This window comes from Arenibacter algicola, from assembly GCF_000733925.1.
Taxonomy (GTDB): Bacteria; Bacteroidota; Bacteroidia; order Flavobacteriales; family Flavobacteriaceae; genus Arenibacter; species Arenibacter algicola.
Window position 1 is genome coordinate 526,492 of record NZ_JPOO01000001.1, and the last position, 16,557, is coordinate 543,048.

General features: G+C 40.8%; 14 protein-coding genes. 5 read left to right on the forward strand and 9 right to left on the reverse strand.

Going from position 1 to position 16,557, the window contains the following annotated elements:
• Window positions 1-57 precede the first annotated feature (57 nt).
• From U735_RS0102160 to ccoS, 4 genes are read right to left on the reverse strand one after another with little or no spacing between them, the layout of a single operon-like run.
• Window positions 58-936 (reverse strand): cbb3-type cytochrome c oxidase N-terminal domain-containing protein, encoded by an 879-nt coding sequence (locus U735_RS0102160; RefSeq protein ID WP_031442256.1) that lies wholly within the window; start codon window positions 934-936, stop codon window positions 58-60.
• Window positions 933-1,127, reverse strand: coding sequence for a cytochrome c oxidase subunit IV (locus tag U735_RS0102165; protein WP_031442257.1), 195 nt, complete (start codon window positions 1,125-1,127; stop codon window positions 933-935). The genes U735_RS0102160 and U735_RS0102165 overlap by 4 nt, the downstream gene beginning before the upstream one ends.
• Window positions 1,128-1,130: 3 nt before the next feature.
• Window positions 1,131-3,332: a cytochrome-c oxidase, cbb3-type subunit I gene (ccoN, locus tag U735_RS0102170; RefSeq protein WP_031442258.1), complete on the reverse strand. Its 2,202-nt coding sequence runs from the start codon at window positions 3,330-3,332 to the stop codon at window positions 1,131-1,133.
• Between the two features lie 2 nt (window positions 3,333-3,334).
• Window positions 3,335-3,541, reverse strand: a complete 207-nt coding sequence (gene ccoS / locus U735_RS0102175; RefSeq protein WP_031442259.1) for a cbb3-type cytochrome oxidase assembly protein CcoS — start codon at window positions 3,539-3,541, stop codon at window positions 3,335-3,337.
• 361 nt (window positions 3,542-3,902) lie between these two features.
• Between ccoS and U735_RS0102180 the strand changes: the two genes are divergently transcribed.
• Window positions 3,903-6,563 (forward strand): DUF7133 domain-containing protein, encoded by a 2,661-nt coding sequence (locus tag U735_RS0102180; protein WP_198036611.1) that lies wholly within the window; start codon window positions 3,903-3,905, stop codon window positions 6,561-6,563.
• 118 nt (window positions 6,564-6,681) lie between these two features.
• Here U735_RS0102180 and U735_RS0102185 read toward each other — a convergent pair whose 3' ends face one another.
• Window positions 6,682-9,063 carry a heavy metal translocating P-type ATPase gene (locus U735_RS0102185; protein WP_031442261.1) on the reverse strand — a complete coding sequence of 794 codons (2,382 nt, stop codon included), beginning with the start codon at window positions 9,061-9,063 and terminating at the stop codon, window positions 6,682-6,684.
• 173 nt (window positions 9,064-9,236) lie between these two features.
• Between U735_RS0102185 and U735_RS0102190 the strand changes: the two genes are divergently transcribed.
• Together U735_RS0102190 and U735_RS0102195 are read left to right on the forward strand one after the other, a co-directional pair.
• Window positions 9,237-9,872 (forward strand): Crp/Fnr family transcriptional regulator, encoded by a 636-nt coding sequence (locus U735_RS0102190; RefSeq protein ID WP_083260617.1) that lies wholly within the window; start codon window positions 9,237-9,239, stop codon window positions 9,870-9,872.
• 265 nt (window positions 9,873-10,137) lie between these two features.
• Window positions 10,138-11,040, forward strand: a complete 903-nt coding sequence (locus tag U735_RS0102195) for a universal stress protein (RefSeq protein ID WP_031442263.1) — start codon at window positions 10,138-10,140, stop codon at window positions 11,038-11,040.
• Here the strand turns inward: U735_RS0102195 and U735_RS0102200 are convergent.
• Window positions 11,033-11,260 (reverse strand): hypothetical protein, encoded by a 228-nt coding sequence (locus U735_RS0102200; protein WP_031442264.1) that lies wholly within the window; start codon window positions 11,258-11,260, stop codon window positions 11,033-11,035. The two genes, U735_RS0102195 and U735_RS0102200, sit on opposite strands and share 8 nt — an antisense overlap.
• A gap of 216 nt (window positions 11,261-11,476) precedes the next feature.
• Here U735_RS0102200 and U735_RS0102205 point away from each other — a divergent pair, with 216 nt between their 5' ends.
• Window positions 11,477-12,181 (forward strand): NUDIX hydrolase, encoded by a 705-nt coding sequence (locus U735_RS0102205; protein ID WP_031442265.1) that lies wholly within the window; start codon window positions 11,477-11,479, stop codon window positions 12,179-12,181.
• A 72-nt stretch (window positions 12,182-12,253) separates the two neighbouring features.
• Here the strand turns inward: U735_RS0102205 and U735_RS0102210 are convergent, their stop codons facing one another.
• Entirely contained in the window at window positions 12,254-12,505 is a 252-nt protein-coding gene (locus U735_RS0102210) for a hypothetical protein (protein ID WP_146032829.1), read from the reverse strand.
• A 714-nt stretch (window positions 12,506-13,219) separates the two neighbouring features.
• Here U735_RS0102210 and U735_RS0102220 point away from each other — a divergent pair.
• Window positions 13,220-14,377 (forward strand): homogentisate 1,2-dioxygenase, encoded by a 1,158-nt coding sequence (locus U735_RS0102220; RefSeq protein WP_031442267.1) that lies wholly within the window; start codon window positions 13,220-13,222, stop codon window positions 14,375-14,377.
• Window positions 14,378-14,426: 49 nt separating this feature from the next.
• Here U735_RS0102220 and hutG read toward each other — a convergent pair whose 3' ends face one another.
• Together hutG and U735_RS0102230 are read right to left on the reverse strand one after the other, a co-directional pair.
• Window positions 14,427-15,398 (reverse strand): formimidoylglutamase, encoded by a 972-nt coding sequence (hutG, locus tag U735_RS0102225; RefSeq protein WP_031442268.1) that lies wholly within the window; start codon window positions 15,396-15,398, stop codon window positions 14,427-14,429.
• 181 nt (window positions 15,399-15,579) lie between these two features.
• The gene (locus U735_RS0102230; protein WP_031442269.1) at window positions 15,580-16,542 is read right to left on the reverse strand and encodes a glycosyltransferase family 2 protein; all 963 of its coding nucleotides are present in this window, start codon (window positions 16,540-16,542) and stop codon (window positions 15,580-15,582) included.
• Window positions 16,543-16,557 lie beyond the last annotated feature (15 nt).

Sequence of the window (16,557 nt, forward strand, 5' to 3'; positions counted from 1 at the left end):
CTACTTTATTGTAATTATGGGTAAGCGTAAAATTTTGCTCCTTAAGGTTTTAGGTGTTTACTCTTCAGTCCAGATTTCGCCTTCTGCGGCCTTTGGATTGGCAGGTGTCTTGCCGTTTATTTCCGAAAGAATAAAACTGGCTACCTGGGCTATTTCGGCTGGCTTAAGGGTCTGTTTCCACGCTATCATGCCCTTTCCGTCCCTTCCACCTTCTGAAATGGTATGGAAAACGTTTTTTACACCGCCTCCCAAGATCCAATATTCGTCGGTTAGATTTGGTCCAATACCACCACCGCCATCCGGCATGTGGCAAGCTACACAATTGGCGGTGTATATTGCCCCACCTGCTTTAATATCCGAGGCTTCCGTTAATAGTTCAACCGTGTTGGCGTCAACTAAACCTTTGGCTGTTTTTTTATACTCTTCTATGGCTATCTTGGCTTCGGCCACTTCCTGTTCATATTCCATGTCCTGGGTGTAGTCATTGAAGACATGGAAACGGGCTAAGTAAACCACACCGAAAATGATGGTGGCATAGAACATATACACCCACCAAGGTGGTAAGTTGTTGTCCAATTCACGGATTCCGTCATAATTGTGGTCCAGGATAATTTCCTTTTCTTCTTCAATAGGTTTGTTTCCGGTGATTTTTTTCCAGAAGGCTTTGCCCCATTTCCACTCCCATTGCTTGGATTTGGACTCCAAATATCGCTTTTGCGCTTCGGGGGATAGGGTTTGGAACATTACATTTTCCACTGATTTTAGGATCAATTCAATACCCACCAATATGAACAACACTACCAACATAAACACAAGTGTGATAGGGTATTCAATAAATGCGGGTTTGTCCCCGGAGTCAATAAAATACTCCATCAATCCGAAGATTAGGAAAAAGATTAAGGGGACTCTTATCCACCAAGGTGACATATTTCTCATAACGATTCTTCTTTAGGTTGGTTATCTGTTTCTAATGGTAATTCGCTAACTTCCTTAATATGCTCTTTAGAGGCGGTAAATACCCACCAGAAAAGAATGGTAAAAAACACAAAGAAGATTAACAGTGATATCATGGGATAGGTGGCAACGCCATCTATACTTTCCATATAACCTTTTACAAATTTTAGCATGACTTATTTGTTTTGTGAAATTATTTCGTCCGTTTCCTTAATTTTTATATCTGTTCCCAGTCGTTGCAGATAGGCTATCATAGCTACAATTTCCCTGTCCTTCATTTCTATGAATTCTTCCCCGTTTTCAGCAGCATATTTCTTGTCTTCCTCATATCCCTTGGCAAAATCAGGATCGGAGTATAGATTTTTTTCTATTTTGGTGGCCTGCTCGTCCATAGATTGTTCGGCATTGGCTATCTCATCATCGGAATAAGGTACTCCCAGGGTAACCATGGTTTCCATTTTTGACTGAATGTTACTTCTGTCGTGCCTATTGCGTACCAGCCATGAATAGGAAGGCATAATAGATCCGGAAGAGGTACTTTGTGGGTCGTACATATGGTTCAAGTGCCAGTTGTCCGAATATTTGCCGCCTACCCTTAAAAGATCGGGTCCGGTACGTTTACTTCCCCAAAGGAAAGGGTGGTCGTACACATACTCTCCTGCTTTGGAGTACTCGCCATAGCGTTCCACCTCACTTCGGAATGGCCTTACCATTTGGGAGTGACAACCAACACAGCCTTCCCTTATATATAAATCCCTACCTTCCAATTCCAGAGGGGTATATGGTTTGACACTGGTTATAGTTGGAATGTTCGACTTTACCAAAATAGTGGGAACAATTTGGATTATCCCTCCAATTAAGATGGCAATGGTAGCCAAGATGGTCAATTGAATAGGCTTGCGCTCCAACCAAGTATGGAAAGTTTCTCCAGCGGTTCTTTTCTTGGAAACGGTAGTCAATGCTGCCGCCTCTGCCAATTCATCCTCTACTTTTGTGCCCTGCTTAATGGTAACAACTACGTTATAGATCATGACAATTGCCCCGACGATATACATGGTACCACCAATGGCCCTCATCCAGTACATTGGAATAATTTCATTTACGGTCTCCAAAAAGTTACCATAGGCCAGGGTTCCATCTGGGTTGAATTCTTTCCACATTAAGGCCTGGGTAAAACCGGCAACATACATGGGAAGTGCGTAAAGTATGATTCCTAAGGTGCCGATCCAGAAATGGAAGTTGGCCATGGGAAGGGAGTGTAATCTGGTCTTGAACATTTTTGGAACCAACCAATAGATCATACCAAAAGTCAGGAATCCGTTCCATGCCAAGGCTCCTACGTGTACGTGTGCAATAATCCAATCGCTAAAATGCGCTATGGCGTTTACATTTTTTAGTGAAAGCATCGGACCTTCAAAAGTGGCCATACCGTAACCGGTAATTGCGACTACCATAAATTTCAAAACAGGGTCGGTCCTTACCTTGTCCCAAGCTCCACGCAAAGTTAGAAGTCCGTTGATCATACCTCCCCAAGATGGAGCAATCAGCATAATGGAGAATGCCACCCCTAAGTTTTGGGCCCATTCGGGTAAAGTTGAATATAAGAGATGGTGGGGTCCGGCCCAGATATAGATAAATATCAATGACCAAAAGTGTACAATAGATAATCTATAGGAATATACAGGCCTATTGGCTGCCTTTGGCACAAAGTAGTACATTAATCCCAAGAAAGGTGTGGTAAGGAAGAAGGCAACGGCGTTGTGCCCGTACCACCACTGTACCAGTGCATCCTGTACCCCGGCGTATACCGAGTAACTTTTAAAAGCGCTAACAGGTAGAGCCAGGCTATTAAAGATATGGAGTACCGCCACGGTTACAAATGTGGCCAGGTAGAACCATATGGCTACATACAAATGACGCTGTCTTCTTTTGAACATGGTTCCGATCAGGTTCCATCCAAAGGCTACCCAGACTACGGCAATGGCCAAATCTATGGGCCATTCCAATTCTGCATATTCTTTGGATGAGGTGTACCCCAGGGGTAAGGTAATTGCCGCTGCCACAATAATGGCCTGCCATCCCCAGAAATTGAAATTACTTAATCCATCACTGAACATTCTCGCCTTTAACAAGCGCTGGGTAGAATAATAGACCCCGGCAAAAATGGCATTACCTACAAAGGCGAAAATAACCGCGTTGGTGTGCAAAGGTCTTAGCCGACCAAAACTCAACCAGGATATTCCATCGGTTAAATTTGGAAAAAGAAACATGAAGGCAAGCAATAAACCTACCGACATTCCCACAATTCCCCAAAACATAGTTGCATAAAGGAATTTTTTTACGATTTTGTTATCGTAATAAAACTGTTGTACTTCCATAATTACAATTTTTGACTTTCACTTTTTTGGTTAGATATTTCTTCGGTCTTCTCGGGAGCACTTTTTACAAGTTCATCTTCAAAGAGCATACGAACGGATGGGGTATAGGAATCATCATATTGACCACTCTTGGTAGCAATAATAAAAGCCGCAAAAAAAATGACGGCTACAACAATACTCAAAGTCAACAATAAATAAATAACACTCATACCTACCTGAATCAGGGCGTAAAACTAAACATGGGGGCTGTGGAATAATATGACATTTATCAGCTTTTGATAAAATATTGCAAGTTCTTCTCCCTGAGAACATTTTTAAAGTGCCCTCCTTTCAGATATCCTAATTATTAATCTGAAATGCTCATTCGTAACCATAAAAAAATAAAGGTTTCAATTAAGATTGTGTAGTCCACTAATAATGGGAATTCATCTAAAATAATGTGTTCCAACCCTTAATAATTCAATTTAATCATGGATTTATGGGAAAGATTTTTAGTTTTGCCGCTACTTTGTTGAAAATCCGGTAAACCTTAACTGGTTTTTCTACCCTAGGGTGTAATTTTAAATTTTAATGGAATTGAATATGTTTAAAAAGGCAGGATTAATTTTATTTTCAAGTATTGTATTTTTTAGTTGTAAGCAAGGGGAGGTCACATGTACCCCTAGTACCGAGGCAATAAATTATCCTTCCAGTGATTCTTTGGCCCAGGTCCTGAATTGGCCCGAAGATTTGGATATAACTGGATTTTCAGGTCCTGACTTAACGCCAAGTCCCGCCTGTATGGCCGTTGCTGCAACTGGGGAGGTCTTTGTTGGGGTAGATATGATGGGTTCCCTAGGGAAGGAGATGAACAAAGGTTTTATAAAACGTTTGGTAGATTGTAATCACGATGGAATAATGGATTCCTATACCGAATTTGCCCAAGTGGATAACCCAAGGGGAATTTTGGCCATTGGGAATGAGGTGTTTGTGTTGCATACTACTTTTTCACCCGAAACGGGAAAGGCCTTTAATATGGACTTGGTGGTATTTGAAGATAAGGACAAGGATGGAGTAGCCGACGGACCTGCCAAGGTTTTAATAAAGAATTTGAGCAATTCCAAATACCTGGCGGAGAGAGGTACCGATCATGCAACCAATGGCATTCAGATGGGTATAGACGGGTGGATATACATAGCCGTGGGCGACTTTGGCTTCCACAATGCCACAGATAGCGATGGAAAACAATTGACCATGTTGGGCGGTGGGGTATTGCGTGTACGTCCGGACGGAACCGAAATGGAAGTGTATACCCATGGGTTGCGGAATATTTACGACGTGGCCATTGACCCTTTTATGAATATTTACACTAGGGGAAATACCAATGATGGTGGGGGCTGGAACATCAGATTTATTCATCAGATACAATCAGGCGAATATGGATATCCTGTGCTGTTCAAGCATTTTACGGAAGAGATCCTTCCTGCCTTGGTAGATGTTGGAGGGGGCTCTGGAACAGGGTCACTTTATATGAACGACAACCGTTGGCCTGAAAAATACAATAATGTTCCCATGATGGCCGATTGGGGTAGAAGCTACCTTTATTTTCACAGGCTTACTGAAAATAAGGCCAGTTTTATACAGGATGAGGAAGAGTTTATACAGTTGCCACAGATAACCGATGTGGACGTGGATGCAGCCGGTGCCATGTATCTTTCCGCTTGGGATGGTGCAGGCTATTCGGGAAGCCCTGATAAAGGATATGTGGTTAGGGTTTTACCAAAAAACTTTATTTATGAGCCATTCCCCGACCCACAGGATTTATACTGGACCGGTAGTTTAGTGGATCTCCTAAAGGCAGGTAATGCCAAGACCCGTTTAAGTGCCCAGTATGAATTGATAAAAAGAGGGAAAGGGGCCGATAAAGTTTGGCAAATGGCGCAGGATAGCTCTTTGCCATTGGAGGTACGCGCTACTGCTATATTCACTTTTGCCCAATTGGCCGGGGAAGGTGGAATTGATCGCCTTGTTTCACTAACTGAAGATCCACAAGTTCAAGAATTTGCCTTAAGGGCCTTGTCTGACCGTTTGGGAACATTGGAAAAAGTACCTACAGAACCATTTGTAAATGCACTAAAGTCCGACTCAGACCGTGTAAAGGCAGCTGCAATTATAGGTTTGGGCAGATTGGGCAAGAAGGAAGTGGCCAATGACTTATTGGAGATTCCGGTTCCAAATTCATTTACAGCTCCAGAAATGGGTGCTGAAGGGCTCCATGCCAGACCAAATGCCGATATAGTTGTTCCACATTTAGCGGTCAAGGCATTGGTTAAATTGGATGCTGTGGACGCTTGCGTAAGTGCCTTGGGTACCGATCAGAGGGATATGGCCCTTTGGGCAATGCGATATATGCATAGCCCAAAGGTGGTTGATGGAATGATAAAGGCTTATGAAAATACCGAAGATGACGTTTTTAAGGATAAAATAATCCATACCTTGGCGCGTATATATCACCAAGAAGCACCCTATGATACCTCATGGTGGTGGAGTACACGTCCGGATACGCATGGCCCTTACTATAAAACGGTAGAATGGGATTACACCCCTGTGATTCGTTCATTTTTAAGGGGGGGATGGGAAAAATCTTCGGAAGATGAAAAGGAATTGTACGCAGAATTGAACAGTAAGTTCCGATTGGCAATCGATGATTTTGGTACCGTGGAAATTACGGCACCCAAGGAGGATATGCCAACAGTTGACCTAGAAAAGATTAAGAACAAAAAAGGACAGATCGGGGAGGCTTCCATTGAGGATATTATGATCGCCTTAAAAAGTATAAAGGGGGATCCTGAAAAAGGAAAGGAAATTTTTAAGACCCAAGCTTGTTTTACCTGTCACAGTGTATCCTCCAGTGAAGTAATGAAAGGTCCGTTTATGGGGCAAATAGGTTCCATTATGAACAGGGAGCAGATCGCTGAGTCTATCTTGAAACCCAATGCCTCCATTTCCCAAGGATTTTCAACTGTACAGATACAGACCAAGGGAGGGGATAATTATGTTGGTTTTGTTACCCAGGAATCGGCCACTGACCTGACCATAAGAAATATAGCAGGTATAGCTACCCAATTAAAAAAATCCGATATCGCCGAAAGAAAGGAGTTGGAGACATCAATGATGCCCTCCGGTCTGGTGAATGCCCTGAGTTATGAGGAAATGGCTTCCTTGGTAGCGTATTTGGAGCAACAGAAATAGGGAAAGGTCCTTCCTTAACTTAAATTAGTTATTACATGAATAAAAGGCAACCGTTGCAAAACAGTTGCCTTTTTAATTAGTGCTTTATTCCTATCTCCAAAAGTTATTCTTGGGATGATTATTTCTGCGCTAGTTTTCTGCCCAGAAGGTTTGTAGCTACAGTAGTGAATATAACAATACTGATAGAACTTAAGGGCATTAGGATGGCCGCAATAACTGGCTGCAATTGTCCTGTTACCGCGAAATACAATCCCACTACGTTATACATTAAGGAAAGTATGAAACTTAGTTTTATAATTTTAATGGCTTTTCTTGAGGCCAGAATATACTGGTATAGCGATTTGAAATTTTTGGCATCCAGAATGCCGTCACAGGCAGGGGAAAAAACGTTTACGTTTTCTGAAATGGCTATACCCACATTACTTTGTGCCAGAGCTCCGGCATCATTTAGTCCGTCCCCTACCATCATTACCTTTTTGTTTTGATCTTGGAGCGACTTTATAAATCGGAGCTTCTTGTCCGGTTTTTGATTAAAATACAGCGGTGTTCCCACCGGCAACAACTTGGTAAGGTTGGCTCTTTCCCCGGAGTTATCCCCTGACAGGATTGCCAATTCCATGTCTCGCGACATTGTTTCGAAGGTTTCTCCGACCCCCTCCCGGTATTGGTTCTGAAAAATAAAACAACCCTTGTATTGTTCGTTGGAGCTTAGGTGGACCGAGGTACTGTCCCTATTGTTTATTTCGGAATTGCCAACAAAGGCGGCAGAGCCAATTTTAACACTGTCAGTAACCGTTGAACCTTTGATTCCTTGGCCCAAATATTCCTCGTATTCCTCTAGTGGTACAATATTTTGCTCCGCCAACATATCATAGAGTTTTCTGCTCAATGGGTGATTGGAGGAACGCAAGGTGTTTTTTAACAAAGACTCCTCTTCGCTGGTCAATTCGAGACCTTCATAGTACACGTTTCCCTTTTCGGCCGTGGTAATCGTACCTGTCTTATCGAATATAGCGGTGTCTATCTGAGCCAATTGTTCTATGGTCTGGGTGTCACGTAGGTAAAATCCGTGGCGTCCAAAAATTCGTAACATATTGCCTAGAGTAAAAGGGGCTGCCAGGGCAATTGCACAAGGACAGGCAATTATGAGTACAGCTGTAAAGACATTGATAGTTTTACTAGGGTCTATTATTAACCATATTATGGCAGAGACGAAAGCGATGGTCAGGACGGCAACGGTAAACCTTTTGCCAATACTATCCGTTAAGGTTTGAAAGCTTCCCGATTTGTCCTGTTGGAAGACTGCATTGCTCCAAAGTTGTGTAAGATAGCTTTGGGAAACAGATTTTATGGCTTCAATTTCTATGGCACTACTGATCTGTCTTCCGCCGGCATAAACTTTGTCTCCCGATTTCTTGTCCACCGGTTCCGATTCGCCCGTTACAAAACTATAGTCTATCTTGGCATTTCCGTTGATCAGTATAGCATCCACAGGAATTAGTTCCCCATTTCTTATTAGGAGCCTATCCCCAGCTTTAATATCGTATACTTGAGTGTTCTCCTCGGTGTTTTTACTTGTTATTCTGGTGACGGCAATAGGGAAGTAGGATTTATAATCCCGTTCAAAAGACAAATAGGAATATGTTTTTTGCTGAAAGAATTTACCCAACAATAAAAAGAAAACCAAGCCTGTAAGGCTGTCGAAAAAGCCAGATCCCCAATCGAAAATGATTTCTACGGTGCTCCGAAGGAATAAAACCAAAATACCCAGGGCAATTGGGATGTCTATATTTAAGAACCTAGATCTTAATCCCTTGTACGCCGAAATAAAATAATCTTGGGCCGCGTAAAAAACCACGGGTAGGGAAAAGCCAAACATAAGCCATCTAAAAACCCCTTTAAATTGTTCCAGCCAAAATTCCCCTACCTCAAAATATTCGGGGAAGGAAAGAAACATGACATTTCCGAAGGCAAAACCGGCAATACCCAATTTATAGGATAAACTGCGGTCTGTTCCTTTTTTGGTCTTGTCATAATCGTCCAAGGATATATAAGGTTCATAACCAATCCTGGCCATTAGCACTACCAACTCTTTAAGAGAAATCTTGTTGGAGTTAAAAGTGACCCTCACGGTCTTTTTAGGAAAATCTACTTGGGAACTGCTTATGCCCTTGTTTAGTTTGTTCAGGTTTTCCAATATCCAAATACAGGAACTGCAATGAATATGGGGAATGTATAGATTTATTATTTGGGTGCCGTTATCATTAAACTCGATCAGTTTTTCTACAATGCTTTGGGATTCAAGAAAGTCATATTTGCCCTCCACTTCCACAGGGGAGGCACCTGCGGCAGACTGCAGGTCATAATAGTAGGACAGGTCGTTGCTGGAGAAAATCTCATAAACGGTTTTACATCCAACACAACAAAAATTTTTGTCGTTATGATTTATGGGATTGTTCCCGCAATCGTCACCACAATGATAGCACGTTGCCTTATCCATAGATTATTTGCTTAATACCTGAGTGCAAAGATGCTCATCATTGCTATTTATAAACATGATAATTGTCAGTTTTTCCTCAGTTAATAACCTTTAAATTTGCCATATCAGGCAATTTTTTAGTTATGGGCAGATGTGAAAATTGTATTATTCGTCAATTCAATTCCTTGCGGGCAATGAGCAAGGAGGAGTTGAAAAGGGTTTCAGATACCAAGATTACCAAATTAGTAAAAAAAGGGGAAACCATTTTTGGCGAAGGAGACAAACTCAATGGTGTTTTTTGTGTAAGGGAAGGTGTCTCCAAGTTATCCAAATTAAGTCCAAACGGCAAGGATCAAATAGTAAAACTGGCAACTCAAGGTGCTGTCTTGGGACAGCGTTCCGTAATTACAGAAGAAGTGGCCAACCTAAGTGCAATTGCAGTAAACGATATGGAGGTATGTTTTGTTCCCAAAGATGCCATAATGGATAGCCTTAATAGCAATCCCAATTTTGCTGTGGAAGTTTTGAGGCATATAGCACATGATTTAAAGGAGGCCGATGACGTAATTGTGAATATGTCGCAAAAGACTGTGAAGCAGAGGATAGCCGAGGCATTTATTTATTTGGAGAAAAATTTTGGAAAGGATAAGAACGGCTATTTGGCCTTAACGCTATCCCGGGAAGATATTGCCAATGTAGTAGGTACGGCTACGGAATCTGCCATTAGGATTATTTCAGATTTCAAAAAATTGGGGTTGATAAAAGCTTCTGGAAAAAAAGTGGCCATAGCGGACAGAAATGGCCTTAATGAAGTTGCAAAGGGATCCTGATCCCAGAGTTTCCGTTTCTTCTTTTTTCTATTGTAGCCTGCAGTGCTCTGTTCAATAATTCCCACCTATAGTTATAACTTCTATTTCTTCATTTTTGCGGATAAGGGTAATAACAACCTTCCAGAATCGGCTACTGCCGAAGTTTTTGCGTTCTAAAATATCAACCCTAAAAGCTGATAAATGTCATAGTTCAGGTTTCTGACTTCCCATAATTTTACCCCATGGTTTTAACCTCTGAGCGGGGTTCTTATAAATATAAAATAGTTTGAAAAAGATATTATTACCTACAGATTTTTCTCCCAATGCTTGGAATGCAACCAAATATGCAATTTCCCTTTATAAGTATGAAGAGTGCGAGTTTTATATTTTAAATACATATACTCCTACCATTGCCCATAGCAGGTTTATGGCAACAGGTGCGGGCGGCAAAGCTTGTGAGGATGTGGTGAAGCATAATTCCGAAAAAGGCTTGGACCAGCTCTTGTCAAAGATCCAGGAAAAGTACCATAATCCGAAACATAAGTTTATTACCATTTCTTCCTTTAGTCTCTTGGTAGATGAAATAAAGAACATTATAGAGACACATCAAATTGGTTTGGTGATTACGGGAACAAAAGGTGCATCAGGATTGGAGGAGGTGTTTATGGGGAGCAATACCGTTAGAATAATAAAGTCCATAAAGAACTGCCCGGTACTGGCCATTCCTCAACATTTTAAATTTAAAACTCCTTCCGAAATAGCTTTTGCAACAGATTTTAATAGGTTTTACACGACTTCCGAATTGAAGCCCCTGTTGGAAATGGCAAAATCCTTTAAGGCGGCCATTAGGATAGTACATGTGCAATACGAAATTAAATCGCTTACTGAAGTCCAGCAATTCAACCTTAATATGTTAAGGAAGTACATAGGTGAGGTAGAGCATTATGTACATACCGTTTCAGAATTGAATTCGGTTTCCCAGACCTTGGAGGTCTTTGCAAACGAATTGGACATTCACCTATTGGCCATGCTCAATTATCAGCACAGCTATATGGAAAAAATGACACGGGAACCAGTAATTAAACGATTGGCATTTCACACTCAAATCCCCTTATTGGTAATCCCGGAATTGGGTATGGGAACTCCTCCAAATAGCAAAAAAGGCAAGGAAATATCGGCCTCTAGTTAATTTCACCCCTTAAAGGACAATCCTCATAGAAATCCTTGAAGGTCTTGTCTGTAGTGTAGTTGTCCGTAAGCACTCTGAAAACCATATATACGAGCATTATTTGCCCTAAAACGGTAACGTAAAAAACCCAATTAAAAGGAAAGTTCATAGCCGCCATTATGGTCAAGGAAATTAGGACCAAAGTCGTTGCGGCTACCCAGAACATGGCTGTATTTTTCATCTTTTTTTATTACAAGTTATTCAAAATGAAGGAGGTTTAGTGTTAAATGACTGCTAAATGTGTTGGGGGAAATTGTAGGTAATTGGACGAAAATAGAAAGTTGGATTTGGCCATTGCTACAAATTTTTATTGCTTATAAATGGGTTTAGGGTTATAAAATTTGGGCTTTTGATGATTTGATATATATTTTTGATATTTTAGTGCATTATAGTTTAAATGACGGCCTTGGAGAATAATAGCCCTTATATTGCGCAGCCCAAAATACTTGTGGCAACAGATTGTATTGTTTTTGGTTTTGATGAGGGGATTTTGAAGCTCTTGGTCTTTAGAAGGAGAATAGATCCTCTTAAAGGGGAGTGGTCCCTGATCGGCAGTTTTGTAAATGAAGAGGAGAGTGTCCCAGATGCTGCCCGCCGGGTTCTTTTACAGTTTACAGGCCTTGAGAATATTTTTTTAGAGGAACTAAGGGTTTATAGCGATGTGGAGAGGGATTCCGGTGCAAGATGTATTTCCATTGCCCAATATGCACTGATCAGAATCAATGATTATGATAGGGAACAGGTAGAATTACATGGCGCCAAATGGTTTGCCTTAGAAGATATTCCACAATTGGTACTGGATCATAATGTTATGATTGCCGATGCCTTGGACCGACTAAGGCAGAAAACTACGCACAAGCCTATTGGGTTTGAGCTTCTTCCCGAAAAATTTACTATTCCACAGCTTCAATCATTATACGAGGCCCTTCACCAGACCAAATTGGATGATCGCAATTTCAGAAAGAAATTATTGTCCTTCGATTTGCTTATAAAATTGGACGAGAAGGATAAATCCACATCTAAAAAAGGCGCATTTTTGTACAGGTTCGATTACGGGAAGTATAAAAAATTGGAAGAATCAGGAATTAACTTTGTACTTTGATATATTTAAAATGGGACATAAAAGGATTGTCCAAATAAGCTTGTCCAAACAATGAAAATCTAAAAACCTTTACTATCTTTGCCCAGTTGTGTTGTGTCTCAATGCAAATTGAGGCAAGGTTGTTTTCGTCGATTTTTCCGGATGTAAATTTGGACCGACAAGCACCGATGAAAGGCTTTCCATTTTGGGAGGCTTTTTTTGTTTGTATTGTCTTGCCTGTTCATTAACAAGGACAACTGTATTCTCTAGGATCATTCCCGAAAATTGTGTGTGCACTAAATGAAAAGCTGGAACAATCCGTTTGACATTTGATGTTTTGTTCATTTTTTGCATCGCCCAAAAACGACCAGGGCCGATAAACTAAGGTACAGTGTGCCTTGGTTTAGAGGAGCCAGCTGTAGCCAAGGCCACCTTTTTACACAGAACTACTTCCCGATGTGAAAACCCCTTGATTTGCTACGAAAATAAAAATAGGCCGAAAACCAAAACGAGAAGCTTATCGATTGTTTTCCTGATCCGCAGAATAGGGTTCAAAAGCTCCGAGATCCAGCTTTTTTGTTTTTGAAAAAAGCGCGGAGTTTTGAAACCGGTTTTTAGACATGGTCTAAAAAATTCCTCGGAGAAGGTGTCTTTTCTTTTGTTTCGTTTTCTTTGGACAAGCAAAGAAAATGAAAGAAGATCCAATTTATGGACCTCCTTCGTCGGTTGCTATAATAAAAAGCTGTTTTTATGATTTTTCAAAGGAATTAATGAAATCTTCCTTTAACTCAATGAAAATACTGAATTCCATTAGTTGGCAAGATTTAGATATGCAAAGAAATTGTAGATGGATCTAAGTTGATAATATATACTAAGTAATACTATGTACTACTGGTAATAAATTACATAAACACAATGAGTTTTGATCCGTTGTCTAAGCCACTAATATTGATAAGCACTCTTCATATTGCTTAACAGCTCCTTAATTAAAGTGGATTCTTGTGGATAATCCTTATTTTATCGTATTTTTAAAAAGGAATCATTAATAAGGATATAGCTATGCCCGTGTATCATAAATTAGGTAAAATTCCCCCCAAAAGACATACTATTTTTAAGAAACAGGACGGAAGCCTGCATTACGAGCAATTGTTTGGAACCATCGGTTTTGATGGTATGTCGTCTCTAATGTACCACCTGCATAGACCAACGATGGTAAAGGAAGTGGGGAAGTCCTTCGATGTTTCCCCCAAAGCCCTGGTGTCACATAATATCAAGTCCAGATTGCTAAAAGGTTTCGAAGTGAAGCCAATGAACGATTATTTGGAAAGTAGAAGTGTAATGTTGTTCAATTCCGATGTTCATATCTCGCTTGCGGCACCCAAAAATTCCCTGACAGATTATTTTTATAAAAATGCCGATGCGGATGAATTGTTGTTCGTCCACAAAGGTACGGGGGTGTTAAAAACGATGTTGGGAGAAATTAGATTTGAATACGGGGATTATCTTGTTATTCCGCGTGGAATGATCTACCAGATTACTTTTGATACCGAGGAGAACAGATTGCTGATTGCGGAATCATATCATCCCATTTATACCCCAAAAAGATATAGAAATTGGTTTGGACAGCATTTGGAGCATTCCCCGTTTTGCGAGCGCGATTTTAAATTGCCGCAGAACCTACAGACCTATGATGAGTTGGGCGATTTTGTGATCAAAGTTAAAAAACAAGGTCAATTGCACCATTTGGTGTATGCTTCCCACCCATTTGATGTGGTAGGATGGGATGGTTACAATTATCCCTATGGCTTTTCCATACATAATTTTGAACCCATTACCGGGCGGGTTCACCAACCACCTCCAGTGCATCAGACTTTTGAGACTTCAGCCTTTGTGGTCTGCTCCTTTGTGCCTCGTTTATATGACTATCATCCCCAATCCATACCTGCCCCTTACAATCATTCCAATATAGATTCAGACGAGGTGTTGTATTATGTTGATGGCGACTTTATGAGCAGAAAGAATATAGACAAGGGATATATTTCCTTACATCCTGCTGGAATCCCTCATGGCCCTCATCCGGGTACTTATGAGGCTAGTATTGGAAAATCCAAAACTGAAGAGTTGGCTGTGATGATAGATACATTTAGGCCCTTGCAGCTTACAAAGGCCGCCATGGATATTGATGATGGCAAGTATTACAAATCTTGGTTGGAATAGGGTTTTTTTCCCTTGATGGGATTAGAAATGGGTTATAAGTGGTTCAATATTATTGGCTTTGGTGAATCACAAAATGAATAAGGGAAGCGGCCAATTTTGCCGTTTGATGGTCAATATCATAAGTCGGATTCATTTCGGCGATATCGAAGCTTATCATTTTTTTTGATGCAATTATAATCTTTAAGCATTCCAGGACAATTTCCGGGGAGAAACCCATTGGAGAGGCAGCACTTACACCAGGCGCGTAGGCCGAGGAAAATCCATCCAGATCAATAGTAGTGTAGATATAATCCACCTCCTTGGCAAATTGAGCTATTTTATCTTTTATGGTATTAAAATGCAGGAGGTTGAAATTGGTTTTGTCAACATAGGAAACACCTAGGTCCTTTGCGGTGCCATAAAGGCTACTGTTATTGGCATCCTCACGGATTCCCAAACACATATAGCGGAATTTTGATTGGTCCAGTTTACACTCTTGTGCAATTTGATAAAAGGGTGTGCCAGAATTGTTATTGGTTTGGTTACTTCGTAAATCAAAATGGGCGTCAAAATTAATGATGCCAACGGATTTATTAATGCCTTCCGTGGCTAGATATCTTTTTATTCCGTTATAATGGCCATAAGCAATGTCATGTCCTCCTCCCAAAAGGATGGGGAAAGCGTGTTGCTGAAGCAGTTGGGTGACGGTACGCGACAAAACGGTCTGTGTTTTTTTTAAATCGCCGTCCTGGCAATCCACAGTTCCTGTGTCCAAAACTAAGGTGTTTTCCCTAAGGTGGTTTGGGAGTTTGGCGAGTTGCTTGCGGATGGCATCGGGTCCTAAGGCTGCACCTATTCTGCCTTCATTCCTTTTAACGCCCTCGTCGCAAGCATATCCCAGTATTGCCCAGGACCGCCCATTAGTAATGGGGACTTGCTCGGAATTAAGATCAACGCAAATCACCTTTTCGTGAAGATAAAGCTGTTGGCCAGACTTGCGTCCTGTCCACAGTATAGGGTCTGTTTTGGAATAGGTGTGCATTTTTACTGAATTTTATAGGTTGATGGCTTAGTTGGCCAATTCATGGATGCTCTGAAATTTGAACAAAATAGTTCAAAAACTTCTTCGCTATCCTAGAAAATCCCTATATCAATATTAGTGTTTTTCCCTTGGACATTAGCAGCTGTACCTCAATATTTTTTGCAAAGAAGTTTAGGGTCTTTTATTGCGCTTTTGGGGCATTTATTATGTCGTATTGGATGGCCTGAAGGATAAGCTGAAAGCCCAATATGATAGATAGGGTAACAATCATAATGGTACCTGTTGGGGCAAAGGTGTTTATGGAGGCGTAGTAAATCCATTCTATAATACCAAAAATGATTCCGAACATAAACAGTGGAAATCCAAATAATAGGTATACTGAGCCAATATTGAAATCGTATAAAAAATACTCCTTAACAATACGCTTTATAAAGGTGTTGGTTAGCCTGGTCCCAAAGACAAAAGGCATTTGCCATATTTTCATGCTCGATTTTTCTTCGCCGTATATGGCGGGCATGGCAATATCCTTAATAGCCGCCTTTTCAAAGTACAGTTGCGACAAAAGGGAGGTTTCAAAATAATAGCGGTTGGCCAGATTATTAAAATTCAACTTTTTAACAACATCGGCTTTAAGGGCCAAAAATCCATTGGTGGGATCAAAATTGTGCCAATAACCTGTAGCCGCTTTTATAAGGAATGATAAGCCTAGATTGCCAATTCTGCGTATAAGGGGCATGGCTCTTAAAGCCTTTAGGTCCCTAAATCTGTTGCCTTTCGCAACATCGCACTTGTTTGCAATTAGTGGATCCAGTAAGTCGGGAAGGTAAGTAAGATCCATCTGGTCATCGGCATCTACCTTGATTATTATTTCTGCCCCAATTCCAATTGCTTCTTCAAATCCTCTTTTGGTGGCGCCACCTACCCCTAAATTTATTGTATTTTCTAAAAAGTAAACCGCTGCTTTGGAAGGTGCTAGTTTTTCAATATCCGCTTTTGGGAGGGGAGTGGGACTTTGGTCGTCCACAATAATAACACTATGAATATAATCCGGTAATTTGGAAACGACGAGCAATATTTCATTGGAGGCATTGTAAAATGGGATTACAACAGCGATTTTAATAGCACTATATTTCTGCGTTTCCATGGTTGCCGGGTTAGT

What these genes read in the sequence shown, in the direction of transcription:
- U735_RS0102230 (WP_031442269.1), bottom strand. Translation starts at nt 16,542, where the DNA reads ATGGAAACGCAGAAATATAGTGCTATTAAAATCGCTGTTGTAATCCCA.
- U735_RS0102160 (WP_031442256.1), bottom strand. Translation starts at nt 936, where the DNA reads ATGAGAAATATGTCACCTTGGTGGATAAGAGTCCCCTTAATCTTTTTC.
- ccoN (WP_031442258.1), bottom strand. Translation starts at nt 3,332, where the DNA reads ATGGAAGTACAACAGTTTTATTACGATAACAAAATCGTAAAAAAATTC.
- U735_RS0102165 (WP_031442257.1), bottom strand. Translation starts at nt 1,127, where the DNA reads ATGCTAAAATTTGTAAAAGGTTATATGGAAAGTATAGATGGCGTTGCC.
- U735_RS0102205 (WP_031442265.1), top strand. Translation starts at nt 11,477, where the DNA reads ATGACGGCCTTGGAGAATAATAGCCCTTATATTGCGCAGCCCAAAATA.
- U735_RS0102210 (WP_146032829.1), bottom strand. Translation starts at nt 12,505, where the DNA reads ATGAACAAAACATCAAATGTCAAACGGATTGTTCCAGCTTTTCATTTA.
- U735_RS0102190 (WP_083260617.1), top strand. Translation starts at nt 9,237, where the DNA reads ATGAGCAAGGAGGAGTTGAAAAGGGTTTCAGATACCAAGATTACCAAA.
- U735_RS0102220 (WP_031442267.1), top strand. Translation starts at nt 13,220, where the DNA reads ATGCCCGTGTATCATAAATTAGGTAAAATTCCCCCCAAAAGACATACT.
- U735_RS0102200 (WP_031442264.1), bottom strand. Translation starts at nt 11,260, where the DNA reads ATGAAAAATACAGCCATGTTCTGGGTAGCCGCAACGACTTTGGTCCTA.
- U735_RS0102180 (WP_198036611.1), top strand. Translation starts at nt 3,903, where the DNA reads ATGGAATTGAATATGTTTAAAAAGGCAGGATTAATTTTATTTTCAAGT.
- hutG (WP_031442268.1), bottom strand. Translation starts at nt 15,398, where the DNA reads ATGCACACCTATTCCAAAACAGACCCTATACTGTGGACAGGACGCAAG.
- U735_RS0102185 (WP_031442261.1), bottom strand. Translation starts at nt 9,063, where the DNA reads ATGGATAAGGCAACGTGCTATCATTGTGGTGACGATTGCGGGAACAAT.
- ccoS (WP_031442259.1), bottom strand. Translation starts at nt 3,541, where the DNA reads ATGAGTGTTATTTATTTATTGTTGACTTTGAGTATTGTTGTAGCCGTC.